Source organism: Vannielia litorea (assembly GCF_019801175.1).
GTDB classification, from domain to species: Bacteria; Pseudomonadota; Alphaproteobacteria; order Rhodobacterales; family Rhodobacteraceae; genus Vannielia; species Vannielia litorea_B.
On record NZ_JAHVJR010000001.1, the window covers coordinates 858405 to 880991 of the forward strand.

Genomic DNA, 22587 nt, shown 5'->3' on the forward strand with positions numbered 1-22587 from the left:
CAACTGCAAGATGAGGGCGCGGGTGACCGAGAGCGACAGGCAGGGCGGAGGGGCAGCGGCAGGCCCGCTGCGGCAGCGCCTGTCGGAGCTGCGCGAGGTGGCCGACACGCTGATGCGTGTGCTGCGGCAGCGCGGGCCAAGCCAAGTTCAGTTCTGGTTCATCGCGCTGGCGCTCGGCGTCGCCTCGGGCTACGCGGCCTGCCTCTTTCGCCTCGGGATCGACTGGCTGCAAGGCACGCTCTACGGCACCGATGACACACGGATGATCCACAGTTTCGCCGCCGGTCTGCCCTGGTGGTGGGTGCTGGTGCTGCCCATCCTTGGCGGGCTGGCGGTGGGGGTGATCCTCGACCGGTTCGCCCCCGGCGCAAGGGTGCGCTCGGTGGCCGATGTGATCCACGGCGCGGCGCTGAACCGGGGCAGGGTGGAGCAACGCGCAGGCCTCGCCTCGGCGCTGGCCTCGCTGATCACGCTCTCGTCGGGCGGCTCCACGGGGCGAGAGGGGCCGGTGGTGCACCTCGCGGCGGTGATCTCGTCATGGGTCAGCGAGCGGATCAATGCGAACGGGGTCACCGGCCGCGACCTGATGGGCTGCGCCGTGGCCGCCGCCGTCTCGGCCAGCTTCAATGCGCCCATCGCGGGAGCGCTCTTTGCGCTGGAGGTGGTGCTGCGGCACTTCGCGGTGCATGCCTTCGCGCCCATCGTCATCGCCTCGGTCGCAGGCACGGTGGTCTCGCGCAGCTTCTTTGGCGATGTGGCCGAGTTCACCTTGGGCGGCGACGGGGTGCTGAGCTTTTACGTCGAGCTGCCCGCCTTCCTGCTGCTCGGCCTCACCTGCGGTCTCGTGGCTGTGGTGCTGATGCGGGCGGTGTTCTGGGCCGACGGGCTGGGCAACACCGTGATGCAGCGCACCGGCCTGCCGCGCTTTCTGCGGCCCGCCATCGCGGGCGCACTGCTGGGGGGGATGGCGATCTTCTACCCCCACATCATCGGCGTCGGCTACGAGACGACCTCCGCCGCGCTCACCGGCGCGCTGCTCTTCAGCGAGGTGCTGGTCTTCGTGGTGCTGAAGGTCGCCGCCGTGGCGATCACCATGGCCGGGCGGATGGGCGGCGGCATGTTCTCGCCCTCGCTGATGGTCGGCGCACTGACCGGCCTCGCCTTTGGTGTCATCGCCACGGGGGTCTTTCCCGATGTCTCGGGCACGCCCACGCTCTACGCGCTGGCCGGGATGGGCGCGCTCGCTGCCGCCGTGCTTGGCGCGCCGATCTCGACCACGCTCATCGTCTTCGAGCTGACGGGCGACTGGCAGACCGGCCTTGCGGTGATGGTGGCGGTCTCGATGTCCACCGCGATCTCATCAAAACTGGTGGACCGCAGCTTCTTTTTGACCCAGCTGGAGCGGCGCGGCATCCGCATGGCCGCCGGGCCGCAGGCCTACCTGCTCTCGGTCCACTCCGCGGCGGCGGTGATGCGCGGCGTCGACAGCCCCCGTGCCGCCGACATTGAGACCTGCAACGAGATGATCGCAGCCGGGATCACGCTGGCGCCCGACACCACGCTCGAAACCGCCCTGCCGATGTTCGAAACCAACGGCCACAGCTTCATCCCCGTGGTCGCGCCCGCCGGGGACGGGGGCAAGGGCGAGCTGCTGGGCGCGCTCTACCACCTCGACGCGCTGAGGGCCTACAATCGCGCGCTGGCGGAAACGGCTGCCGAAGAGCATAGCTGAGAAGGTGCGCCAGAAGAGATTTTGAGCCTCCGGCGGGGATACTTGGAGCAAGAAAATGCACAGGGGCGGCGCACCCGGTCGGAGCAATTTGACTCAAATTGCCCATTTTCTTGCTGCAAGTATTCCCGGGGGGTGTGGGGGGCTGGCCCCCCCCTGGCCGGACGGTTCAGCCGGGTAACACGGCCCGAGACGAGGCTCAGACCTGCTCCACCGTCACCTTGCCGGCATAGAAGGCGAGGTAGCCTTCGATCCGCTCCATTCCGGCCTTCGGGGCCTCGTAGGACCAGGCGGCATCGTGGATGGTGCCGGATTTGATCTCGATGTCGTAGTGCTGCGCGTCGCCCTTGTGGGGGCAGTGGGTCACGGTGGCGGACTTGTCGAGGAAGGCCATGGCGATGTCTTCCCGGGGGAAGTAGATGACGAAGGGCATGTCGCCCTCGGTCAATTCGAGCGCGCGCGCGCTTTCGCCCAGAACGGCCCCTCCGGCCCGTACAACCCAGGTTCCTTCGGCGTCGCGTATCTTGATGTGATCGGCCATCCCTTGCCTCCCGTTATGATTGTTATGGCGCTTATATAGCCCTGAGGCGTGACAGGTAAATGTCGCCCGACATGGCCGCGCCGCTATAGCACAGCGCAGGCCTGCCGGAGCCAGTCACGCACCTCACCCTGCACCCGCGGGCTGACCCGCGCCCAGACCTCGGCATGATAGGCGTTGAGCCAGTCGCGCTCGCCGGGCGAGAGCATTTCGGCCACCACGAGGTGGCGGTCGATGGGCACCCATGTGAGGGTTTCGAAGGCCAGCATCTCGCGGTCGTCGGCGCCCTCAAGTGCGGGGGCCGGCTCCACCACTACGAGGTTTTCGATGCGGATGCCAAAGGCGCCCTCGCGGTAGTATCCCGGCTCGTTGGAGAGGATCATGCCCGGCTCCAGCGGGATTTCGGAGATGCGGGAGAGCCGTGCGGGGCCTTCATGCACCGAAAGGTAGGCGCCGACGCCGTGGCCGGTGCCGTGGTCGTAGTCCTGCCCGGCCAGCCAGAGCGGGTAGCGGGCCACCGCCTCGATATCGCGGCCCGCGCGGCCTTTGGGCCAGCGGATGCGGCTCATCGCGATCATGCCTTGCAGCACGCGGGTGAAGGCCTCTGCCGCGCCTTCGGGCGGCGGGCCGACGGTGATGGTGCGGGTGATGTCGGTGGTGCCGTCGAGATACTGACCGCCGCTATCGACCAGCAGCAGCTCGCCGGGGGAGACGGCGCGGTTGGTCTCATGGGTCACGCGGTAATGCACGATGGCACCGTTCGGCCCGGCGCCGCTGATCGTGTCGAAGCTGATCTCGCGCAGTTCGTTGGCCTCGCGGCGGAAGCCCTCGAGCTTTTCGACCACCGAGATCTCGGTCAGCTTGCCGTTGGGTGCCTCATCGTCGAGCCAAGCGAGAAATTTCACCATCGCCACTGCGTCCCGCATGTGGGCGTCGCGCATGCCTTGCAGCTCGGCGGCGTTCTTGCGGGCCTTGGGCAAGAGGCAAGGGTCGGGGGCCTCAACCACCTCGGCCTTGCCGTGCAGCAGGGCCGCCACCGCCTCGGGGGCGCTCTCGGGGTCGATCTGCACGCGCCCGCCTAGCTCGGCGAGCGCGGCGGTGAATCCCGCGCGCGGCAGCACGGTGACATCCGGGCCGAGGTCGAGGCCTTCGGCTTGGGCAGGGTCGCAGAAAAGTTGCACCTTTCCAGAGGATTCCAGAACGGCGTTCACGCGGGCAATCGGGTTGCGGGCGATGTCGGAGCCGCGAATGTTCAGCAGCCAGCAGACCGAGTCCGGCAGGGTGAGCACGCAGGCGTCGACCTTGTCGCCCGCCAGTTCCGCCCCCAGCCGCCCGCGCTTGTCGGCGCTGTCCTCACCGGCGAATTGAAGCGGATGGGCGAGGATCGGCGCGGCCGGTTCGGGCGGCCGGTCGGGCCAGATGGCGTCGACAGGGTTTTCCTCCAGCGCGACCATCTCTAGCCCGTGGGGCGCGAGCTTGTCGCGCAGGCCGGCGATTTCTTTCACGGTGTGCAGCCAAGGGTCGAAGCCGATGCGCGCGCCCTTGGGGGCCTCCTTGATCAGCCAGTCCGCAAGCCGGGTTTCGGGCCAGGGGACGGGGGTGAAATGCGCCAGATCCACCTGCGCCTTCACCTGCACCCGGTAGCGCCCGTCGATGAAGACGCCCGCGCGGTCGGGGAGCACCACGGCAAAGCCCGCCGAGCCGGTGAAGCCGGTGAGCCATGCGAGGCGGTCATCGCAGGGGGCGACATATTCACCCTGATGCTGGTCGGCGCGGGGCACGAGCACGCCGGTGAGGCCGAGGCGCTCGATCTCGGCGCGCAGGGCGGCAAGGCGGGGCGGGCCATCGGCGGGGTTGGTGGGGGCGTCGAAGGTTTGAAACATGGGGGGTCTCCTTGGCGCGGAGAGTGCATCGGGGAGGCGGGAATGGCCAGAGGCAGGGCGAACCAAAGCCGTGCAGCGCCGTCCCGCGGGGTGGCGCATGCAAGGGATGTTCGGGGCACTTTATGGTGCGGTGTTGGTCGGGCCTCGAAGGAAGGCGATCAACTAGACGAAGCGCCGCCCCGGGGGGCGGGCAGGCGCTGTACGGTGGCTTTACCTTGATTCCGTGCAGGGGCTTGGCTCAACCCGCCTTCTTCATCCCCATCACCCGTGCGCGGGCGCGCGGATCAGAGTCGAAGAGGCTGGCAAGCTGTTCGGTCATCGCGCCAGCCAGTTGCTCGACATCAGTGATCGTCACCGCGCGGTCGTAATAACGGGTCACGTCATGGCCGATGCCGATGGCCAGAAGCTCCACCGCGCGGCGCTTCTCGATCATCGCGATCACGTCGCGCAGGTGCTTTTCGAGGTAGTTGGCCGGGTTCACCGAGAGGGTCGAATCGTCCACCGGGGCGCCATCCGAAATGACCATTAGGATCTTGCGCACCTCGCGGCGGCCGACCATGCGACGGTGCGCCCATTCGAGCGCCTCGCCGTCGATGTTCTCTTTCAGCAAGCCCTCTTTCATCATCAGGCCAAGGTTGGCGCGGGCGCGGCGCCACGGGGCGTCGGCGCTCTTGTAGATGATGTGGCGCAAATCGTTCAGGCGGCCCGGGGTTTGCGGGCGGCCCTCGGCCAGCCACTTCTCGCGGGCCTGCCCGCCTTTCCACGCGCGGGTCGTGAAGCCGAGGATCTCGACCTTCACCTGGCAGCGCTCCAGCGTGCGGGCCAGCACATCGGCGCAGATCGCGGCGATAGAGATCGGGCGGCCCCGCATCGAGCCGGAGTTGTCGAGCAGGAGGGTGACGACCGTATCGCGGAACTCGGTGTCCTTCTCGACCTTGAAGCTGAGCGGCGTGGTCGGGTTGGCGACCACGCGGGCGAGGCGGCCTGCGTCGAGGATGCCCTCTTCGCGGTCGAACTCCCACGAGCGGTTCTGCTGGGCCTGCAACCGGCGCTGGAGCTTGTTGGCAAGGCGCGAGACCGCCCCCTTTAGCGGCTCGAGCTGCTGGTCGAGATAGTCGCGCAAGCGCTCCAGCTCGGCGGGCTGGGCCAGCTCCTCGGCGGGGATCTCTTCGTCGAAGGTGCCATCGTAGATCGTGTAATTCGGGTCGGCCTCGGAGGCGGGGGCAGGGGGCGGCGGCTCCAGCGGGGCCTCGCCCTCGGGCATCTCGGCCTCTTCGCCCTCCTCGGACTCGGCCATGTCATCCATGGAGACGGTGGCCTCGGAGGGATCGTCGGTTTGCTCCTGATCCTGCTCGGGGCTGGCGTCGGACTCCTCGTTCTCCTGGCTGTCATCCTGCCCGTCGCTCTCGGCCTCTTCCTCGTCCTGCTCGGCCTCGTCGCCCTCGGCCTCGTCATCTTCCATGTCCGGGTCGTCGCCCAGCTGGTCGCCGTAGCCGAGATCCTCGATCACCTGACGGGCGAAGCGGGCAAAGGCCTGCTGGTCGGCGAGCACGTCGTTCATGCCATCCAGCGTGCCGGCGGCGGAGCCTTCGAGGTGGTCGCGCCAGAGGTCGAGCACGTTCTGCGCACCGGCGGGCAATTCGCGGCCCGTCGCCAGTTGGCGAACGAGGTAGCCAGCCGCCTCGGCCAGCGGGGCCTCGGACATCTCGGTGAGGTTGCCGTAACCGCGGCGCTCGGCCTCGGCGCCGATCTTGGCGTCGATGTTCTTGGCGGTGCCGGGCATGACGCGGGCGCCCACGGCCTCGCAGCGGGCGGTTTCCATCGCGGCGTAGATGTCACGCGCCAGCTGGCCTTGCGGCGCGTAGCGCGAGGCCACGGCCTCGTCGTGATACTTGTGGCGCAGCGCAAGCGCATCGGCGGTGCCGCGGGCCAGCAGAACCTCTTCGGCGCTCATCCGGCGGGAGACCTGCGGCAGGCGCAACCCGTCGCCGGTGGCACCGGGCGGGTCGACCGAGTAGGTGACGCCAAGCTCGGGGTCATCGGCCATGACCTTGGTGGCCTCTGCGAGGGCCTTCTTGAACGGGTCTGCCGGGTTGTCGGATTTCTGAGCCATGGCTCCGGGTAAAGCACCGGCGCGGGCCATGCGCAAGGCCCGCGCGAGGCAGAGGTGGCCATTGTGCGCCTGCGCGCAGAACCTTTCATTGAACGGAGCGTTATGGAGCAAACATATAGGCTCAAGACAACCCACGGAGACACCCATGACCACGCCCAAGATTGCCATCATCATCGGATCCACCCGCGACAGCCGCTTTGGCGAGAAACCCGCCAAATGGCTCCTTGAGCGCGCGCAAAAGCGCGACGACTTCGAGGTGGAGCTGGTGGACCTTGCCGACTTCGACCTGCCGTTCTTCAACGAGAAGGCCTCCAACGCATGGATGCCGTCGGAAGACCCCAAGGCGGTGGCCTGGCAAGAGAAGATCGCCGAATTCGACGGCTACATTTTCGTCACCGCTGAGTACAACCACTCGATCACCGGCGCGCTGAAGAACGCGCTCGACCAAGCCTACAAGGAGTGGGTCCATAAGCCGATGGGCGCGCTTGGCTACGGCGGCGTGGGCGCGGCCCGCGCGGTGGAGCACCTGCGGGCCATCGGCGTGGAGCTTCAGATGGTGCCGGTGCGCAATGCGGTGCACATCGCGGCGGGCAGCTTCATGAAGGTGCACCCGATGGGCGAGAACGCCGAGATCAGCACCATCGAGGACGCCATCGGCGGCTCGGCGGATGCGCTGTTCGACGATATGGCCTGGTGGGCCAAGGCGACCAAGGCCGCCCGCGAGGCGTGAGCCGGGCGGATGTATTGAGTATTTTCAGCAAGAAAATGCGAAAGGCGGGGCTCTTCGGAGCCCCGTTTTGGTTTAGTGGAAGCCCCATTTGGCGGGCAGGGCGAGGCCGACGGCCTGACAGGTCTGCTCCTGCTCGGCCACGAGCCGGGCGGCGCCGCTGATCTGGCCGGCGTCCTTCAGCATCTGCCGGGCGCGGGTTTGGGCCGTTTGGGCGACATAGTCGAGATCGGTGGAAAGCGCGGGCGCAAGATCCTTGGCGGCGGCGAGGTAGAGGTTGTCGAGGTCGGCCGCCATAGGGTCGCTCTTATCGGCCTGATGGGCCGCGACGCCCCGCCAGTATCCGGCGCAATCGGCGGCGAGAAAGGGCAGATCCTCATGCTCGGAGAGGTCATGCGCCGTGGCGGGCGCGGCGAGGAGCAGGAGGGTCAGGGATGAGCGGAGCAGCATGGGCGCATCAGGCCCCGGCGGGCTCAGCCCGTCAAGAGCGCGGCGCAGCTGGCGATCTGGGCTTCGGCGCGGGTGGCGGCCCAATGGGCATCTGCGCTGTCGTCATTGAAGGTGGCGCGGGTGAGCAGCACCCGCTGGGCGTGTTTGGCCTCGATCCGGCGGGCCAGCACCTCGCGCCCGGCCGAAGGGGGCATGACCGCCTCCAGCAGAGAGATCATCGCGGCACGGCGGCGGGTGGTTTGCTCAAGCTCGGGGTGGGGCAGAAGCCATTGGTGCTCCATCAGTGCAGAGAAGCGCCCGGTGCAGGTGGCGAAGGTCATCTCGAGCGGCTCGGCCTGCGCCGGTGCTGCGGATATTGCCAGAAGCCCTGTAAGGGCGATTGTTTTTATTCTGCCCATGTAATGACCTTTGCGCCTTTCAGTGCGCCTGTCAAATGGGCAGTTTGAAAACTTTTATGCGACTACACAGGCCCTGCCCTTGGGGGCAGACTGGCTGAATAAGGTTAATGCGGCGTGTCGAAGGCGGGCTTCAGCCCCCGGTTCATGCGTCGTCGACGCAGTCTTCGAGCCGGGAGGGCAGGCGGCCCACTTGCGGCGCGAGTTTAGCGGCGGAGTCGCCGAGCGCATCGAGGCCGCGCAGGGCCTTGTGCATCAGGTCGAGATCAGCCTCGAGCCGGGCGCGGCGCGGGCCTTCGGCAGAGGCAATGGCGGCCTCGGTCAGGGAGATGCAGGCGGTCACCACCGCCTGCGGGGTCGGCACCTGCGCGAGCGCGGGCGCGGTGCTCAGCAAGAGAGCGAGGGCCGCGGCCCTCATACCGCCATCGAAACGGCGCTCTCCGGCAGTTCCTCGTCAAAGCAGCGCTGGTAGAACTCGGCCACCGTCTGGCGCTCCAGCTCGTCGCATTTGTTGAGGAAGGTCAGCCGGAAGGCATAGCCGATGTTGCGGAAGATCTCGGCGTTCTGCGCCCAGTTGATCACCGTCCGCGGGCTCATCACCGTAGAGAGATCGCCGTTCATGAAAGCGGTGCGCGTCAGGTCGGCGACCGTCACCATCTGGCTGATCTGCTTGCGGCCCTTCTCGGTGTTGTAATGCGGCGACTTGGCCAGCACGATCGCGGCCTCGGCATCATGGCGCAGGTAGTTCAGCGTGGCGACGAGGTTCCAACGGTCCATCTGCGCCTGGTTGATCTGCTGGGTGCCGTGGTAGAGGCCGGTCGTATCGCCCAAGCCCACCGTGTTGGAGGTGGCGAAGAGGCGGAAATACTTGTTGGGCGTGATGATCTCGTTTTGGTCGAGCAGGGTGAGCTTGCCGTCATGCTCCAGCACCCGCTGGATGACGAACATCACGTCGGCGCGGCCCGCATCATACTCGTCGAAGACGATGGCAACGGGGTTGCGCAGCGCCCACGGCAGGATGCCCTCGTGGAATTCGGTGACCTGCTTGCCGTCTTTCAGCTTGATCGCATCCTTGCCGATCAGGTCGATCCGGCTGATGTGGCTGTCGAGGTTCACCCGGACGGCGGGCCAGTTGAGGCGGGCGGCGACCTGTTCGATATGGGTCGATTTGCCGGTGCCGTGGTAGCCCTGGATCATGACGCGGCGGTTGTGGCTGAACCCGGCCAGAATGGCGAGCGTGGTATCAGGGTCGAACTTGTAGGTGCTGTCGATGTCGGGCACCCGGTCGGTCGCCTCGGCGAAGCCCTTCACCACCATGTCGCTATCGATGCCAAAGGCCTCGCGCACGGAGATTTCTTCGGTGGGTTTCATCGCCTGATCGCTCATCGCCTCTGCCTTCGCCGCTAGCGCCGCAAGGGGCGGCGCGTGATCTATCAGTGGGGTGGTGCCTTATATCTCGGGCAGGTGCAAGGGCCGGGCGCCCCGCCGCACCGCAGGCGGAAATTCACCGGTGACAGACTGTTGCGTAAACCGCCCCGTGACACGCCTTGACGCAAGGGTTAGTGTGGCCGGGATTTGCTGCCACAGGTCAGAACACAAATGCCTTTTTCAGGAGTTGTTTCCCGGTCGACGTCTGTCGTTTGCCTGTTGGTATTGATCTTTGCCCTTTTGCTGCCTCGGCCCGCACGGGCGGAGTTTACCCTGATCGACAGTCTCGGCGCGTGGTTCTTCTACACCCAGCGGGGTGTGGGGGCGAGCTATGCCGCCTGTCAGGTGGTGAGCTGTGTGGATGGCACCTGCGGTTCCGGGCGCGGCGCGCGCACGCAGTTCTCGCTCTACGATGCGCGCGACGGGCGCGGGATATTCCCCGAGTTCATCGCGCCCCGGCGGGTGCCGCCCGGCGGCGTGGCCCGGCTCAGCATCGGCGGGCAGGACTTCGTGATGAAGAACCTCTTCCCATCGCCGCAGTTCTACCTGCAGATCGAGAAGGTGGAGGATGCCAAGGCCGTTCTCGATTACCTCGTCGCGCTGGAAAAGGCCGATGGCAATGGCAAGTTCACCGTGGTGGACCCATATGGCTCGCGCTTCGAGTTCACTGCACGCGGAGTGACCGGCAGCCTCGACCGGATGATCCGGCGCTGCACGGCGCGCAACTGAACGGCCGGCGCGGGCAAGCCCCGCGTCACCGGCCCTTCCGGCTCACTTGAAGCTGCGGCTGTCCTTGATCTGATCCCAGGCCCAGACCACCTCGGAGAGTTGCTCTTCCTGGCTGCGGTCGCCGCCGTTCATATCGGGGTGGAGCACCTTGATCAGCGACTTGTAGCACTTGCGGATCTCGGCCTTGGTCATGTTGTCCTTGGCTTCGAGAATCTCGATGGCCCGGCGCTCCGTAGGGGGCAGGCGGCGGCCGCCGCCGTTGCCTTTGCGGCCGGGGTTTTGAGTGGCGTTCTCGCCCAGCACCTGATGCGGATCATCCACGCCGAGCCGCGCCCATGCCTTCTCTTCGGCCGAGCGGCGGAAGGGCTTGGTATCGCGGTTCCAAACCCGGTCACTGTCGATCTGGGCTTCCATCTCTTCTTCGGTCGCGCCGTTGAAGAAGTTCCACTTCAGATTGTACTCGCGGACGTGCTCCTTGCAGAACCAGTAGTAGTCATCCAGCGTGTCGGGATTCTTGGGGGCCCGGTATTGCGCCGGCTCGTTGCAACCCTCGTGCTCGCAGGTGCGCTGCGAGGTCTCGAAGGCCCCAGACATGCCGCGACGCCCGCGCTGGCGCTTCTTCTTGTCCGAAGAAACGGACATATCGAAACCAAACGGATCGTCTCTGTTCATGCCTGCAGCCCCATGTGTTTGGCATTGCTTCTCGACTCGGACCATGAATTTTAGTCTTTTCGCGCCGGGTGAGAAGGGGGCAGGAGAAAAAATGACACTTGCATTGGAAATAGAAACGCGCCTGCGGGAGGCCTTTGCGCCAACAAGCCTAGAGGTGCTTGATGAAAGCGAGGCCCACCGGGGCCACGGCGGATATTCGCCGGACGGCTCGCACTTCAGGGTGCGCATGGTGGCCGAGGCGCTGGAAGGCAAGAGCCGGGTCGCCAAGCACCGCGCGGTGAACGCCGCGGTGGCAGACCTCTTCCCGCGCATCCACGCGCTGGCGATCGAGGTTTAGGGCGAGACTGGTCTCGCCTTCGTGCCAAGCTTGCCAGCGTCGCGTCGCGATCGTATTCTCTTGTCATACGTAAGATGCGAGGTGCAGCCCGTGGCCACGGCCCCCTATACCATCCGGCTCGATGACAGCCTGAAACGCGCGCTCGAAGCCGAGGCCGCGCTGGAGGATCGTCCGCCTGCCCAGCTTGCGGTGCAGGCCATTCGCGCGATGATCGAGGCGCGGCAAGCCAAGCGGACCGCGATCGAGGCCGCGCTGGCCGAGGCGGAGGCGGGCCGGTTCATCTCGCAGGATGCCATGATGGCCTGGGTCGACAGTTGGGATACTGGCGACGAGTCACCGCCGCCCGGAGCCGATATTCTGCCTGACGCATGAGCGTCGTCTTTCTCGTTAGTGCCGGGCAAGACATGGTCTGGTTCCGGCGCTATTATCGGGCAGTCTTTGCGGAGGGGAGCACGCGGGCCGGGGCGCATTTCAAGGCTGCCATCTCGACCCTTGAGGCGAACCCCTATGCCGGGCGGCGCAGCGAAGGCTTTGCCGAGGTGCGCGAGCTGCCGATCCCCCGAACGCCCTTTGTGCTGATCTACCGCGTCACGCCGGAGCGCATCGAGGTGCTGCGCCTGTGGGATACCCGGCAGGGCGGGGACTATTGAAGCCCGGCAATGGGCGGCGATGCCAATCTCGCCGAACCGGCTCCCCAAAATGCAAAACCCGCCCCAAGCGGGACGGGCCTGAACTTGACTATAAGCGCGCCTTACTCGGCAGCCACATCCGCCTTGGAGCCGGGCTTGTCGCCCTGGGTCGCGGGGCCGAGGGCCGGGGCCTTGCCTTCGCGGGCGCGGGCCGAGAGGGCGGCGGCCACGTCACGGGCGGCGGCCACGGCATCGCGTTTTTCGGGCTGCGGCTCGGGCTGCTCTTCGGCGGTTTCGGGCTCTTCCACGGCGTCCGCCTCCGGCTCGTCCTCAGGTGCGGCGAGCAGAGCGGTCACCTCTTCGTCGCTCACGGCCTCGGCGGCCAGTGTGCGGCGGAAAACCAGCATGTGCTGAAAGGTGGTCTGGCGACCGGTGAGGCCGACGCGCTCTTGGCAGGGCAGGGTATCGGTGCGCTGATACTCCCAGCCCGCGGCGCCCATCTCGTTCATCAGGTCCTGAAGTGCCACGGCAAAGCGGCCCGAGGTGCCCTTTGCGCCCTTGGCCTTCTTGCCCTTTTCCGGTGCGGGCACCACCCGGTATTCGTATCGCGGCATTTCTGCCCCCCAATTCAAAGCACGGCCCCCAGCCTAGCGCGGGCGGGGCGGCCTGTCCAAAGCACGGCGGCAAAACCGTGCCAATTCAAGGATTCTGTGGCGCTTTTGCCTAACCCTTCGTCAACCTTTGGCAGCATCCGTATGCATGGAATGTGCATCGGATGTGCATGAGTTGTGCATATCAATTTTTGCTATAGGCCCGCCGCGATCGACGGATGCTATAGCCCCAGCTTGGCAGAAACCAGCTCGTTCACCGCCTTCGGATTGGCCTTGCCGCCGGTCGCCTTCATCACCTGACCCACGAACCAGCCGGCCAGTTTGGGGTTGGCCTTAACCTTCTCGACCTGGCCGGGATTGGCGGCGATCACCTCGTCCACGGCGGCCTCGATGGCTCCGGTGTCGGTGACCTGCTTCATGCCCTCGGTCTCGACGATCTCCTCGGGCTCGCGGCCGGAGGTGTAGCAGATCTCGAACACATCCTTGGCGATCTTGCCGCTGATGGCGTCCGATTTGATCAGGTCGATGATCTGGCCGATCTGGGCGGGGGAGACGGGGCTTTCACCCAGCTCCTTCTCGTCCTTTTTCAGGCGGCCGTAGAGCTCGTTGATGATCCAGTTTGCGGCCAGCTTTCCATCGCGCCCCTTGGCGGCTTCCTCAAAGAAATCAGCGGCTTCCACTTCGGCGGTGAGCACGGAGGCGTCGTAATCGCTCAGGCCGAAATCGCCGATGAAGCGGGCTTTCTTGGCGTCCGGCAGTTCGGGCAGCGAGGCTTTGATGTCATCGACCCAGCCCTGCTCGATCTCGAGCGGCAGCAAGTCGGGGTCGGGGAAGTAGCGGTAGTCATGCGCCTCTTCCTTGGAGCGCATCGAGCGGGTCTCGCCCTTGTCGGCGTCGTAGAGCCGGGTCTCCTGATCGATGCTGCCGCCGTCTTCCAGAATGGCGATCTGCCGCTTTGCTTCGTAGTCGATGGCCTGCTGGATGAAGCGCATGGAGTTCATGTTCTTGATCTCGCAGCGCGTGCCGAGATGCGAAAAGTCCTGCGTTTCCTGATACTTCTCATACTGCCCGGGCTTGCAAACCGACACGTTCACATCGGCCCGCAGGTTGCCGTTTTGCATGTTGCCGTCGCAGGTGCCGAGGTAGCGCAGGATCTGCCGCAGCTTGGCGATATAGGCGGCTGCCTCTTCGGGGCCGCGAATGTCGGGGCGGGAGACGATCTCCATCAGTGCAACGCCGGTGCGGTTGAGGTCGACGAAGCTCATCGCCGGGTCCATGTCGTGGATCGACTTGCCCGCGTCCTGCTCCAGATGGATGCGCTCGATCCGCACCTTGCGGGCCACGCCTTCGCCCATCTCCACCAGCACCTCGCCCTCGCCGACGATCGGGTGGTAAAGCTGAGAAATCTGGTAACCCTGCGGAAGGTCAGGGTAAAAATAGTTCTTCCGGTCGAAGGCCGAGTTGAGGTTGATCTCGGCCTTCAGCCCGAGGCCGGTCTTCACCGCCAGCGCCACGCAGCCCTCGTTGATCACCGGGAGCATGCCGGGCATGCCCGCATCCACGAAGGCGACGTTGGAGTTGGGCTCTGCGCCGAACTGCGTGCTCGCGCCGGAGAAGAGCTTGGCCTTGGAGCTGACCTGCGCATGCACCTCCATCCCGATCACAAGCTCCCAGTCGCCGGTCGCGCCGGAGAGGGTCTTGGGCTTGGGGGCGGTATAGGAGAGGTCGAGCATGAGGGACTCCGCGGCTGTTTCCCGCCCTTCTAGGCCCTTGTGCAGAAGGGGGCAAGGCGGTGGGTTTACTGGCGCTTAGCTGCCACGTGGCAGACTGGGGGCGCAGGCGCGGCAGGTGATCGAATTGTGTTATAGAGGACGCTGATCGGAGGGGTTTCGCCGTCACTGTTCCCCCATCGGCGTTAATCAGCCGTTAACCGACGTTAGGAGCACTTGCTAAACCTTTGCTATTGCGGCCAGATATTGCCCGATGACGGGGGTTTTACAATGTCTTGCGGCTGCGGTCGCTCTGGCGCTGCTGGCCGAGCAGGCGCAGGCCGATGTGGATGTGCCGGCGCTGCGGCCCTTGCCGCGCATGTCGGCCATGGGCGGGGTGCTGCCCGAGGGCATGACCCCCGCCGTGCCGCAAGTCACCCGCCAGCGGCCCAAGGCACGCCCCCGGAGCCTGCCGCGCACCCGGTGGGAGAGCGTGCCCGGCAGCACCATCTGGACCCGCGCGGCAATTTCGGCGCTCAAGGCCCACGGCCGGCCGCTGCTTGAGTTCGTGCCGCGCGATATCGAGCAATTCTGCCCCAGCTACGCCAGTCAGCCTGTTGAAAAGCGGGCTGAATTCTGGGTCGGCTTCCTCTCGGCGCTGGCCAAGCACGAGAGTACCTATCGCCCCCGTGCGGTGGGCGGCGGCGGGCGTTGGCACGGGCTGTTGCAAATCACCCCCTCGACCGCGCGGCTTTACGGTTGCCGCGCCAGTACCGGCGCGGCGCTGCTGCACGGGCCGACCAACCTGAGCTGCGCGATCCGGATCATGGCCAAGACGGTGCGGCGCGATGGCGTGCTGGGCGCCTCCGGCAAGGGCGGGGTGGCGGCGGACTGGGGGCCGATGGTCTACCGGAAAAAGCGTGCGGATATCGCGGCTTACACCAAGGTGCAAAGCTACTGCCGCCCGCTCTCCAACATGCGCCCCAAGCCGCGCCCAAAAACCTGAAGGCTCAGCTGCCTCTCACCCAAGGATCCGGCCCACCATCTCGCCGGTGTTCTCCGAAAGCCCCTCCAGCGCCGCGATCCGCTCCAGCTCGGCGCGGATCATCTGCTGGCGGTCGGCATCGTAGCGCGCCCATGTCTCGAAGCCGGTGGTTATCCGCGCCGTGGTTTGCGGGTTCACCGGATCGAGCCGGATCAGCCAGTCGGCATAGAGCCGGTATGCGGCCCCGTCGGCGCGGTGAAAGCCCGCCGGATTGGCCTGCATCGCACCCAGTACCGAGCGGAATCGGTTGGGATTTTTCCAATCGAAATCAGCGTGTTCGGTGAGGGCCTTCGCGGTCTCGGCCATCGTCTCGGCGGGCGCCTGCACCACCTGCAGCATGAACCATTTGTCCATCACCAGCCGGTCGTGGTGCCACTTGTCGTAGAAGGTTTGCAGCGCCTCGGCGCCCGCGCCGTGGCGGACCAGAACGGCGAGGGCGGAGAGCTCCTCGGTCATGTTGTCGGCGGCCTCGAACAGCGCCTTGGCCCGGGCGCAACCATCGCGGCGCGACAGCAGGCCAAGGCAGGCGGAGCGCAGGCTGCGCTTGCCCGCGGCCTCGGCATCGGGCGTGTAGGGCGCGGGGGTTTCCATTTGTTCATAAAGGCTTGCGAGAGTGGGCTCCATGTCGGTCGCCATCGCCTCCAGCAGCGTCTCGCGGGCGGCATGAATCGCCGCCGGGTCGGGCACATGGCCGCTATCGAAAAGCGTTTGCGCAAGGTCGTCTTCGGAGGGCAGTCCGAGCATCAGCGCCCGGTAGGCCGGCTCGAGGCTGTCGTCGGCGACGAGGCGGTGGAGGCCCGAGAGCAGGTCGGGCGAGGGCGGGGCGCCCTTGGTGATCATCGCGGTGAGCACCTCCTTGCCCAGCACGCGGCCCGCCTCCCAGCGATTGAAGGGGTCGGTGTCATGGGCGAGCAGGAAGGCGCGGGTGGCACTGTCGAGCGGGCGATCGAGCACCACCGGGGCGGAAAAACCGCGCAGGATGGAGGCGACGGGTCTGGCGGAAAGTCCCGTGAAGTCAAAGCTTTGCTCGGCTTCATTAATCTCCAGAACGGTGGTGGGCACCACCTCGTCGCCGTTGGGGCCGATGAGGCCCACGGCGATGGGGATCACCTGTGGTGCCTTGGTGGGCTGGCCCGGGGTTGGTTTGGTTTCCTGTTTAAAATCAAGGGTCAGCGTGCCGTCCTTGAAGCTCTCTGACACGCTGAGGCGCGGGGTGCCAGCCTGAGAATACCAGCGGGCGAACTGCGAAAGGTCGCGGCCCGTGGCATCCTCGAACACCCTTAGCCAATCCTCGATGGTCGCCGCATCGCCATCGTGCCGCTCGAAGTAAAGATCGAGCGCCTTCTTGTAGCCCTCGTCGCCCACCAGATGCTTCAGCATGTGGATCACCTCGGCGCCCTTTTCATAGACGGTGGCGGTGTAGAAGTTGTTGATCTCGATGTATTCCTCCGGCCGGACAGGATGCGCCAGCGGCCCCTGATCCTCGCGGAACTGGCGGGCGCGAAGCTGCATGACCTCGGTGATCCGCTTCACCGCCGCGCCGCGCATGTCGGAGCTGAACTGCTGGTCGCGGAACACCGTCAGCCCCTCCTTGAGGCAGAGCTGAAACCAGTCGCGGCAGGTGATGCGGTTGCCGGTCCAGTTGTGGAAGTACTCGTGGGCGATGATGCCCTCGATCAGGTCGTAATCACCATCTGTCGCGGTCTCGGGCGAGGCCAGAACATACTTTGAATTGAAGATGTTAAGCCCCTTGTTCTCCATCGCGCCCATGTTGAAATCATCCACGGCGACGATGTTGAACACGTCGAGGTCATACTCGCGGCCATAGACCTCCTCATCCCATTTCATCGAGCGGATGAGCGCGTCCATCGCGTATTCGGCGCGCGGCTCGTCACCGGGGCGGACGTAGATGTTGAGGTCCACCGCGCGGCCAGACATGGTTTTGAAATCGCTGGAAAAGGCCCGCAGGTCGCCAGCCACGAGGGCAAAGAGATAGGCAGGCTTGGGCCAGGGGTCATCCCATTCGCCATCGCCCACGGGGTTCCCGTTGGAGAGCTTCACCGGCATGTCGCTGTCGATGTGCACCCGGAAGGGGGCCATCACATCGGGGCGGTCGGGGTAGTAGGTGATCTTTCGGAAGCCCTCGGCCTCGCATTGGGTGCAATACATGCCGCCCGACACGTAGAGCCCGTCGAGCGAGGTGTTGGTCGTCGGGTCGATCTGCACCTCGGCCTCCCATGTGAAGGCGCCATCGGGCACTGGGCAGGTTAGGCCCTTGGGCGTGATGGCAGGCTCCACAGCCGCGCCGTCGATCTGCGCCGAGATTAGCTTAAGCTCCTTACCATGAAGGAAAATTTCGCGCGCGGGGGCTGTGGCTGCCGGGTTGGGCGCAAAGCGGATCTTGGAGCGCACCCGCGTGTCCGGCCCGGCGAGGGTGAACCAGAGTTCGACGTGCTCCACCACGAAGGGAAAGGGCGTGTACTCGGCAAGGCGAACGGGCTGGGGGGCGGCGTCTTTCATGGAGCTCCTCGGGGGCGGATGGGCGAATTGAACCAAATCGGCTTGCCGGACGTTAGGCCTCTGAAGCGGGCTCAGCAACCGGTGAAACCCGAGCCCTAGGGCGCCTCCAAGGGGGCGCCAGCCAGCAACGTGAGAGGAGACGACATGTCGGCCCCCGAGACCAACATCGACAAGCAGACCAAGCGCCATTCCGCCCCGCTGATGGGCATCGCCCTTGCCGTCGGCGCAGGCATTCTGGCCATTGCCGCATGGCTCACATGGTCTGCCGATGAGGGCAACACGCCGCGCGACGCGACCCCCGAAGGCGGCGTGATTGCCCCCGAGGGCAACTGAGGCAGAGCCCCGACCTCCCACTCTCAAATCCGGCCCGGGCCAGATTGCGACACCCTCGCATTTGGCCTAGGCTGTTCTCCGCGGCCCCGAGAGCCGCAGATTTGAGAACAGGGACAATTAGATGACCGACCGCATCGAGAAAGCCGGGCTGCAATGGGATGCAGGCCTGGCCGCTTTCGTCGAGAATGAAATTCTGCCCGGCACCGGTGTCGAGGCCGATGTGGTTTGGGAGAACGTGGCCAAGCTGGTGAAGGTATTTGGCCCGCGCAATGCCGAGCTGCTCGCCAAGCGGCAGGAATTGCAGGAAAAGATCGACGCTTGGCACGTGGCCAACCGCGGCGCCCCGGATATGGACGCCTACCAGAAGATGCTGGGCGAGATCGGCTATCTGGTGGAGGAGCCGGAGGAGGTTGCCGTTGAGCCGGAGGGGATCGACCCCGAGATCAGCTCTGTCTGCGGCCCGCAGCTTGTGGTGCCGATCACCAACGCCCGCTTTGCTCTGAACGCCGCCAATGCGCGCTGGGGCTCGCTCTATGACGCGCTCTACGGAACCAACGCGCTTGGCTCGCTGCCCGGAAAGGGCGGCTATGACGCCGAGCGCGGCAAAGAGGTGGTGGCCTGGGCCAAGGCGCATCTCGACAAGGTGCTACCGCTCAAGAAGGGCTCTTGGGCCGAGGTCAGCACGATGGCGCCGGGCGGGCAGGGGAAGCTGATGGTGATCGCCGGAAAGCACTCCACCGAGCTGGCCGACCCGGACCAATACGCGGGCTGCAACCGCGACGAGAAGGGCAAAATCACCGATGTGTACTTCCGCGCCAACGGGCTGCACATCGTCATGTTCATCGACCGCTCCGACCCGATCGGCAGCGCGGATCCGGCTGGTATTGCTGACATTTTCCTCGAGGCGGCGGTCTCGACCATCATGGACATGGAAGATTCGGTGGCCGTGGTGGATGCCGAGGACAAGGTGCAGGCCTATCGCAACTGGCTGGGCCTGATGAAGGGCGATCTGACCGCGCCGGTGGGCAGCGGCGACAACGCCTATATCCGCGAGCTGAACCCCGACTTGGGGTTCGAGAGCAAGGAGGGTCGCCCTGCGCTGCTTAAGGGCCGGGCCCTGATGCTGGTGCGCAATGTCGACCTGCTGATGTACACCGATGCGGTGCTGGACGAAGAGGGCAACCGGGTGCCCGAGGGGCTGCTGGATGCCTTCATTACCCCGCTCTGCGCCCTGCATGACATCATCGGCGGCGACGACAAGGAGCGCCCGCGCAACTCGCCGAAGGGTTCGATCTACATCGTGAAGCCCAAGATGCACGGGCCGGAGGAGGTGGAGTTTGTCTGCAAGACCTTCGAGGTGGTCGAGCTGATCCTCGGGCTGCGGCCCAACACCATCAAGATCGGGATCATGGATGAGGAGCGCCGCACCTCGGCTAACCTCAAGGCCTGCATTGCCGCGGCCGAAAAGCGGCTGGCCTTCATCAACACCGGCTTCCTTGATCGGACAGGCGACGAGATTCACACCTCCATCGAAGCCGGGCCAATGGTGCCCAAGGGCCGGATGAAGGCGGCGACATGGCTCGATGCCTACGAAAACCGAAACGTCGACATCGCCCTGCAATGCGGGCTGAAGGGCCGCGCGCAGATCGGCAAGGGCATGTGGGCGCTGACCGATGACATGGCGGGCATGCTGGAGCAGAAGAAGGGCCACCTGATGATGGGCGGCACCACGGCTTGGGTGCCATCGCCCACCGCCGCCGTGCTCCATGCCACGCACTACCACGAGACCGATGTGTTCGCCCGACTCTACGAGATCAACGAAGAGGCCAAGGGGCAGCTGCGCAATGGCCTGGATGAGTTGCTGACCATCCCTCTGCAGGAGGGCGAGCTGCCGGTCGAGGAGATCCAGACCGAGCTGGAGAACAACTGCCAGAGCCTTCTGGGCTACGTTGTGCGCTGGGTCGATCAGGGGGTGGGCTGCTCCAAGGTGCCCGATGTGCATGACGTACCCCTGATGGAAGACCGCGCGACCCTGCGCATCTCCGCGCAGGCGCTGGCCAACTGGCTGCTGAACGAGGTGGTGAGCCAGGAACAGGTGCTGGAGGCGCTGAAGAAGATGGCCGCCGTGGTCGACCAGCAGAACGCGGGCGACCCGGCATACAAGCCGATGGCGCCGGGGTTTGACGGCGTGGCCTTTCAGGCGGCTTGCGACCTTGTGTTCAAGGGGCGTGACGAGCCTTCGGGCTACACCCAGAACATCCTTCAGGCCCGCCGGATCGAGGCCAAGGCGCAGGGCTGACCCCAAGAAAAAAGGGCGCAGGATTGCTCCTGCGCCCCACCGGGAGAACCGGGGTGCCGGCTTAGTTGCCAGCCGGGTTTTCGAGGATGAAGGCGCGGCGGGCCTGATCGCCATCATCGAGGCTTGCCAGCTCGATCAGCTGAGCGGTGGAGTAGACGCCGGGGGCCACGCCCACGGAACCGGCCAGTTTGTCGGAGGCGCTGGAGCCGCCGATGATCGACTTGGACGACACTTCAGCGCCGGTGCCCTCGGGGTTGTCGAGGATGTGCTTGCGCTGGGCGTTCTCGCCGTCGTTCAGGGATTTCAGCTCGATCAACTGCTCGATGGAGTAGACGCCCGGCTCTACGCCGACCGAACGGGCCAGGGAGGCGTTGTCGGCAAAGGCGGGGGCGGTGATCGCAGCGGCGGCCAGAGCGAGGATCGAAGTTTTGGCGAAGGTCATGATGATGTCTCCTTGGTATATCATGTAGCGTTTGCCCGTTTCGGGCGGTTTGGTTGTGGCCCCTTGCGGAGCGTTTCGACTGTGTCCGGCGGCGGCGCTGTCATCCCGAGAGCGCTGTTGTCCGCTGGTCGTGGTCAACAAATGGGCCGGGCAAGCCGCTGGAAAAATGGCAAAAACTGCGTCCCTCCCTGTGCAGATCCGCGCATCACGAAAACCGGAGCGGGGGTTGCCGGGCGGGGCGGCACTGCCACGCGTGCTGGCGTTCAGAAAAATACGGCTATGTCCTGTGACATGGGCAGAGCCGCGGGTGACGTTGTGTCAATTGCCGGGCGGGCGCGGCGGAATCCCGTCACGCGCGCTCACGGCGGCGTGTGCGCGGTTGTTTCAGCCCGGTCTCTGCGGCGTGAGCGATTGCGCGCTTTGTGTCGCGGCGGCGTGGGGAATGTTGCAGGGATTTTGCGCCCGACGGCCATGTGCAGGGCCGAAACCTGCCGCGCGCCTGCGCAGAGGGGCGCGCGAGTGCTGTGCGGATGTGCAGCGCAAACCTCGCTTTAAGCTCCGGTCGTGCAAAGCTATATTCACGCCAAGGAATATGGCAGGATCACGCTCATGACACGTCCCATCGTCGGCATCATCTGCAACTCGCACCTTCTGAACGATCAGTATCCGGCCCATGCGGGCGGGACGATGAACTCGGAGGCGGTGGCGCAGGTCACAGGCGCGATGCCTGTGCTGATCCCGGCAGACCCGCGCTTTGTGAGCGTGCCGGAGCTGCTGGAGATGTGCGATGGCTTCGTCTTTCCCGGCGGGCGGCCCAACGTGCACCCGGAGGAGTATGGCGAGCCTGAGACCGAGGCGCATGGTGCCTTTGACCGCGCACGCGATGCCATCGCCCTGCCGCTGATCCGCGCTTGTGTTGAACGCGGCCAGCCTTTTCTGGGCATTTGCCGCGGGTTTCAGGAGGTCGCCGTGGCGATGGGCAGCACGCTGCACCCCGAGATCCGCGAATTGCCGGGCCGGATGAACCACCGGATGCCCCCGGACGGCACGCTGGAAGAGAAGTTCGCCCTGCGCCACAAGGTGACGCTGACCGAGGGCAGCCAGTTTCACGAGGTGTTCGGTGCGACCGAGGTGATGACCAACACGCTGCACGGGCAGGGAATCAAGAACCCCGGGCCGCGTATTCAGATCGAGGGCACCGCGCCCGATGGCACGCCCGAGGCGATCACCGTGCGCGATGCGCCGGGCTTCACGCTCTCGGTGCAGTGGCACCCTGAATACAACGCGGCGGAAGACCCGGTGAGCCGCCCGCTCTTCGAGGCCTTTGGCTGCGCAGTGCGCGAATGGCACGCTGAGGGCGCACGGCCGGGGCTGAAGAGCGTGGGCTGAGGCGCGCAGTGCGCGGGCCATCGGGCGAGACGGGGGCAAGGGCCGCACTGCGGTGGCTCGATATGCCGCCGCTCTGGCTGCTCCTGTTCATCGCGATGGCCTGGGTTCAGGCGAGCCGCTTTCCGGCGCTGGTATGGCGCCACCCGGCGGCGGAGCTTTTGGGCGGGCTGCTGGTGGGCGGCGGGCTGCTGCTGCTAGCACTGGCCTTCATGGAGTTCCGGCGGGCGCGCACCAGCGTGATCCCGCATCAGGAGGCCAGCGCGCTCATCACCTCGGGCATCTACAGCCGCTCGCGCAACCCGATCTACCTTGGCGACGCGCTCATCCTCTCGGGGTTTTGCGCCTATTGGGGCGCATGGCTGGCGCTGGCCGTGCTGCTGCCGCTCTTCCTTTTCGTGATCACCGACCGCTTCATCCGCCCCGAGGAGGGCCGGCTGCGTGCCGCCTTCGGGGCGCAATATGAGGCATGGGCCGGGCGGGTGCGGCGCTGGGCATAGACTTTTGTCCCTGCGTCATCGCTTCTGGTTGTAACAAATTTGCGCGAAGTGATAGGTAAAACCCGCTGCCATTCAGCGCAAAACGCGCGGAACACATGAGGGAAGGGGGATA

23 protein-coding genes are annotated in these 22587 nt (G+C 65.8%); 11 read left to right on the forward strand and 12 right to left on the reverse strand.

Annotated elements, in window-relative coordinates:
* Positions 1 to 112: 112 nt before the first annotated feature.
* Positions 113 to 1732: a chloride channel protein gene (locus KUV38_RS04165; protein WP_222470960.1), complete on the forward strand. Its 1620-nt coding sequence runs from the start codon at positions 113 to 115 to the stop codon at positions 1730 to 1732.
* A gap of 196 nt (positions 1733 to 1928) precedes the next feature.
* Here the strand turns inward: KUV38_RS04165 and KUV38_RS04170 are convergent, their stop codons facing one another.
* The 3 genes from KUV38_RS04170 to cobT all read right to left on the reverse strand — a co-directional run bounded on the left by KUV38_RS04170 (position 1929) and on the right by cobT (position 6263).
* Positions 1929 to 2270: a DUF427 domain-containing protein gene (locus KUV38_RS04170; protein ID WP_222468838.1), complete on the reverse strand. Its 342-nt coding sequence runs from the start codon at positions 2268 to 2270 to the stop codon at positions 1929 to 1931.
* 83 nt (positions 2271 to 2353) lie between these two features.
* A complete protein-coding gene (locus KUV38_RS04175; RefSeq protein ID WP_222468839.1) occupies positions 2354 to 4150 on the reverse strand; it encodes an aminopeptidase P family protein in 1797 nt (598 codons plus the stop codon).
* Between the two features lie 238 nt (positions 4151 to 4388).
* Positions 4389 to 6263 carry a cobaltochelatase subunit CobT gene (gene cobT / locus KUV38_RS04180; RefSeq protein WP_222468840.1) on the reverse strand — a complete coding sequence of 625 codons (1875 nt, stop codon included), beginning with the start codon at positions 6261 to 6263 and terminating at the stop codon, positions 4389 to 4391.
* Positions 6264 to 6408: 145 nt separating this feature from the next.
* Between cobT and KUV38_RS04185 the strand changes: the two genes are divergently transcribed.
* Entirely contained in the window at positions 6409 to 6993 is a 585-nt protein-coding gene (locus KUV38_RS04185; protein ID WP_222468841.1) for an NADPH-dependent FMN reductase, read from the forward strand.
* A gap of 72 nt (positions 6994 to 7065) precedes the next feature.
* On the opposite strand, the gene KUV38_RS04190 is transcribed toward KUV38_RS04185, so the two are convergent.
* From KUV38_RS04190 to cobS, 4 genes are all read right to left on the reverse strand, one after another.
* Positions 7066 to 7440 carry a hypothetical protein gene (locus tag KUV38_RS04190; protein WP_222468842.1) on the reverse strand — a complete coding sequence of 125 codons (375 nt, stop codon included), beginning with the start codon at positions 7438 to 7440 and terminating at the stop codon, positions 7066 to 7068.
* A 23-nt stretch (positions 7441 to 7463) separates the two neighbouring features.
* Positions 7464 to 7838 (reverse strand): hypothetical protein, encoded by a 375-nt coding sequence (locus tag KUV38_RS04195; protein ID WP_222468843.1) that lies wholly within the window; start codon positions 7836 to 7838, stop codon positions 7464 to 7466.
* A gap of 142 nt (positions 7839 to 7980) precedes the next feature.
* Positions 7981 to 8253, reverse strand: coding sequence for a hypothetical protein (locus tag KUV38_RS04200; protein WP_222468844.1), 273 nt, complete (start codon positions 8251 to 8253; stop codon positions 7981 to 7983).
* A complete protein-coding gene (cobS, locus tag KUV38_RS04205; RefSeq protein WP_222468845.1) occupies positions 8250 to 9221 on the reverse strand; it encodes a cobaltochelatase subunit CobS in 972 nt (323 codons plus the stop codon). Before cobS ends, KUV38_RS04200 begins: the two co-directional genes overlap by 4 nt.
* A 267-nt stretch (positions 9222 to 9488) precedes the next feature.
* Between cobS and KUV38_RS04210 the strand changes: the two genes are divergently transcribed.
* A complete protein-coding gene (locus KUV38_RS04210) occupies positions 9489 to 9992 on the forward strand; it encodes a hypothetical protein (protein ID WP_222468846.1) in 504 nt (167 codons plus the stop codon).
* 42 nt (positions 9993 to 10034) lie between these two features.
* On the opposite strand, the gene KUV38_RS04215 is transcribed toward KUV38_RS04210, so the two are convergent.
* Positions 10035 to 10664, reverse strand: coding sequence for a J domain-containing protein (locus KUV38_RS04215; protein WP_222468847.1), 630 nt, complete (start codon positions 10662 to 10664; stop codon positions 10035 to 10037).
* Positions 10665 to 10755: 91 nt separating this feature from the next.
* On the opposite strand from KUV38_RS04215, the gene KUV38_RS04220 reads away from it, so the two are divergent.
* The 3 genes from KUV38_RS04220 to KUV38_RS04230 all read left to right on the forward strand — a co-directional run bounded on the left by KUV38_RS04220 (position 10756) and on the right by KUV38_RS04230 (position 11651).
* Positions 10756 to 11001 (forward strand): BolA family protein, encoded by a 246-nt coding sequence (locus KUV38_RS04220; RefSeq protein WP_222468848.1) that lies wholly within the window; start codon positions 10756 to 10758, stop codon positions 10999 to 11001.
* 90 nt (positions 11002 to 11091) lie between these two features.
* Complete coding sequence (locus tag KUV38_RS04225; protein WP_222471108.1) at positions 11092 to 11373, forward strand: CopG family ribbon-helix-helix protein; 282 nt, start codon at positions 11092 to 11094, stop codon at positions 11371 to 11373.
* Entirely contained in the window at positions 11370 to 11651 is a 282-nt protein-coding gene (locus tag KUV38_RS04230) for a type II toxin-antitoxin system RelE/ParE family toxin (protein ID WP_222468849.1), read from the forward strand. Before KUV38_RS04225 ends, KUV38_RS04230 begins: the two co-directional genes overlap by 4 nt.
* Before the next feature lie 101 nt (positions 11652 to 11752).
* On the opposite strand, the gene KUV38_RS04235 is transcribed toward KUV38_RS04230, so the two are convergent.
* Both KUV38_RS04235 and gatB read right to left on the reverse strand, forming a co-directional pair.
* Positions 11753 to 12244, reverse strand: a complete 492-nt coding sequence (locus tag KUV38_RS04235; RefSeq protein ID WP_222468850.1) for a DUF4177 domain-containing protein — start codon at positions 12242 to 12244, stop codon at positions 11753 to 11755.
* A gap of 218 nt (positions 12245 to 12462) precedes the next feature.
* Positions 12463 to 13974 (reverse strand): Asp-tRNA(Asn)/Glu-tRNA(Gln) amidotransferase subunit GatB, encoded by a 1512-nt coding sequence (gene gatB, locus KUV38_RS04240; RefSeq protein WP_222468851.1) that lies wholly within the window; start codon positions 13972 to 13974, stop codon positions 12463 to 12465.
* A gap of 250 nt (positions 13975 to 14224) precedes the next feature.
* On the opposite strand from gatB, the gene KUV38_RS04245 reads away from it, so the two are divergent.
* Positions 14225 to 14956, forward strand: coding sequence for a transglycosylase SLT domain-containing protein (locus tag KUV38_RS04245; protein WP_222468852.1), 732 nt, complete (start codon positions 14225 to 14227; stop codon positions 14954 to 14956).
* 15 nt (positions 14957 to 14971) lie between these two features.
* Here KUV38_RS04245 and pepN read toward each other — a convergent pair whose 3' ends face one another.
* Entirely contained in the window at positions 14972 to 17515 is a 2544-nt protein-coding gene (gene pepN / locus KUV38_RS04250; protein WP_222468853.1) for an aminopeptidase N, read from the reverse strand.
* A 144-nt stretch (positions 17516 to 17659) separates the two neighbouring features.
* Here pepN and KUV38_RS04255 point away from each other — a divergent pair, with 144 nt between their 5' ends.
* Both KUV38_RS04255 and KUV38_RS04260 read left to right on the forward strand, forming a co-directional pair.
* Positions 17660 to 17848: a hypothetical protein gene (locus KUV38_RS04255; RefSeq protein WP_222468854.1), complete on the forward strand. Its 189-nt coding sequence runs from the start codon at positions 17660 to 17662 to the stop codon at positions 17846 to 17848.
* Between the two features lie 121 nt (positions 17849 to 17969).
* Positions 17970 to 20147: a malate synthase G gene (locus tag KUV38_RS04260; RefSeq protein ID WP_222468855.1), complete on the forward strand. Its 2178-nt coding sequence runs from the start codon at positions 17970 to 17972 to the stop codon at positions 20145 to 20147.
* A 61-nt stretch (positions 20148 to 20208) separates the two neighbouring features.
* On the opposite strand, the gene KUV38_RS04265 is transcribed toward KUV38_RS04260, so the two are convergent.
* Positions 20209 to 20589, reverse strand: a complete 381-nt coding sequence (locus KUV38_RS04265) for a hypothetical protein (RefSeq protein WP_222468856.1) — start codon at positions 20587 to 20589, stop codon at positions 20209 to 20211.
* A 609-nt stretch (positions 20590 to 21198) separates the two neighbouring features.
* Between KUV38_RS04265 and KUV38_RS04270 the strand changes: the two genes are divergently transcribed.
* The gene (locus tag KUV38_RS04270; protein WP_222468857.1) at positions 21199 to 21978 is read left to right on the forward strand and encodes a gamma-glutamyl-gamma-aminobutyrate hydrolase family protein; all 780 of its coding nucleotides are present in this window, start codon (positions 21199 to 21201) and stop codon (positions 21976 to 21978) included.
* 62 nt (positions 21979 to 22040) lie between these two features.
* A complete protein-coding gene (locus tag KUV38_RS04275; RefSeq protein ID WP_261385151.1) occupies positions 22041 to 22475 on the forward strand; it encodes a methyltransferase family protein in 435 nt (144 codons plus the stop codon).
* Positions 22476 to 22587 lie beyond the last annotated feature (112 nt).

Coding starts and splice junctions, on each gene's coding strand:
- KUV38_RS04195 (WP_222468843.1), bottom strand. CDS start 7,838: ATGGGCAGAATAAAAACAATCGCCCTTACAGGGCTTCTGGCAATATCC.
- KUV38_RS04175 (WP_222468839.1), bottom strand. CDS start 4,150: ATGTTTCAAACCTTCGACGCCCCCACCAACCCCGCCGATGGCCCGCCC.
- KUV38_RS04200 (WP_222468844.1), bottom strand. CDS start 8,253: ATGAGGGCCGCGGCCCTCGCTCTCTTGCTGAGCACCGCGCCCGCGCTC.
- KUV38_RS04215 (WP_222468847.1), bottom strand. CDS start 10,664: ATGAACAGAGACGATCCGTTTGGTTTCGATATGTCCGTTTCTTCGGAC.
- KUV38_RS04165 (WP_222470960.1), top strand. CDS start 113: ATGCGTGTGCTGCGGCAGCGCGGGCCAAGCCAAGTTCAGTTCTGGTTC.
- KUV38_RS04260 (WP_222468855.1), top strand. CDS start 17,970: ATGACCGACCGCATCGAGAAAGCCGGGCTGCAATGGGATGCAGGCCTG.
- KUV38_RS04265 (WP_222468856.1), bottom strand. CDS start 20,589: ATGACCTTCGCCAAAACTTCGATCCTCGCTCTGGCCGCCGCTGCGATC.
- pepN (WP_222468853.1), bottom strand. CDS start 17,515: ATGAAAGACGCCGCCCCCCAGCCCGTTCGCCTTGCCGAGTACACGCCC.
- KUV38_RS04275 (WP_261385151.1), top strand. CDS start 22,041: ATGCCGCCGCTCTGGCTGCTCCTGTTCATCGCGATGGCCTGGGTTCAG.
- KUV38_RS04185 (WP_222468841.1), top strand. CDS start 6,409: ATGACCACGCCCAAGATTGCCATCATCATCGGATCCACCCGCGACAGC.
- KUV38_RS04245 (WP_222468852.1), top strand. CDS start 14,225: ATGACGGGGGTTTTACAATGTCTTGCGGCTGCGGTCGCTCTGGCGCTG.
- KUV38_RS04190 (WP_222468842.1), bottom strand. CDS start 7,440: ATGCTGCTCCGCTCATCCCTGACCCTCCTGCTCCTCGCCGCGCCCGCC.
- KUV38_RS04270 (WP_222468857.1), top strand. CDS start 21,199: ATGACACGTCCCATCGTCGGCATCATCTGCAACTCGCACCTTCTGAAC.
- KUV38_RS04255 (WP_222468854.1), top strand. CDS start 17,660: ATGTCGGCCCCCGAGACCAACATCGACAAGCAGACCAAGCGCCATTCC.
- KUV38_RS04220 (WP_222468848.1), top strand. CDS start 10,756: ATGACACTTGCATTGGAAATAGAAACGCGCCTGCGGGAGGCCTTTGCG.
- cobS (WP_222468845.1), bottom strand. CDS start 9,221: ATGAGCGATCAGGCGATGAAACCCACCGAAGAAATCTCCGTGCGCGAG.
- KUV38_RS04230 (WP_222468849.1), top strand. CDS start 11,370: ATGAGCGTCGTCTTTCTCGTTAGTGCCGGGCAAGACATGGTCTGGTTC.
- gatB (WP_222468851.1), bottom strand. CDS start 13,974: ATGCTCGACCTCTCCTATACCGCCCCCAAGCCCAAGACCCTCTCCGGC.
- KUV38_RS04235 (WP_222468850.1), bottom strand. CDS start 12,244: ATGCCGCGATACGAATACCGGGTGGTGCCCGCACCGGAAAAGGGCAAG.
- KUV38_RS04170 (WP_222468838.1), bottom strand. CDS start 2,270: ATGGCCGATCACATCAAGATACGCGACGCCGAAGGAACCTGGGTTGTA.
- cobT (WP_222468840.1), bottom strand. CDS start 6,263: ATGGCTCAGAAATCCGACAACCCGGCAGACCCGTTCAAGAAGGCCCTC.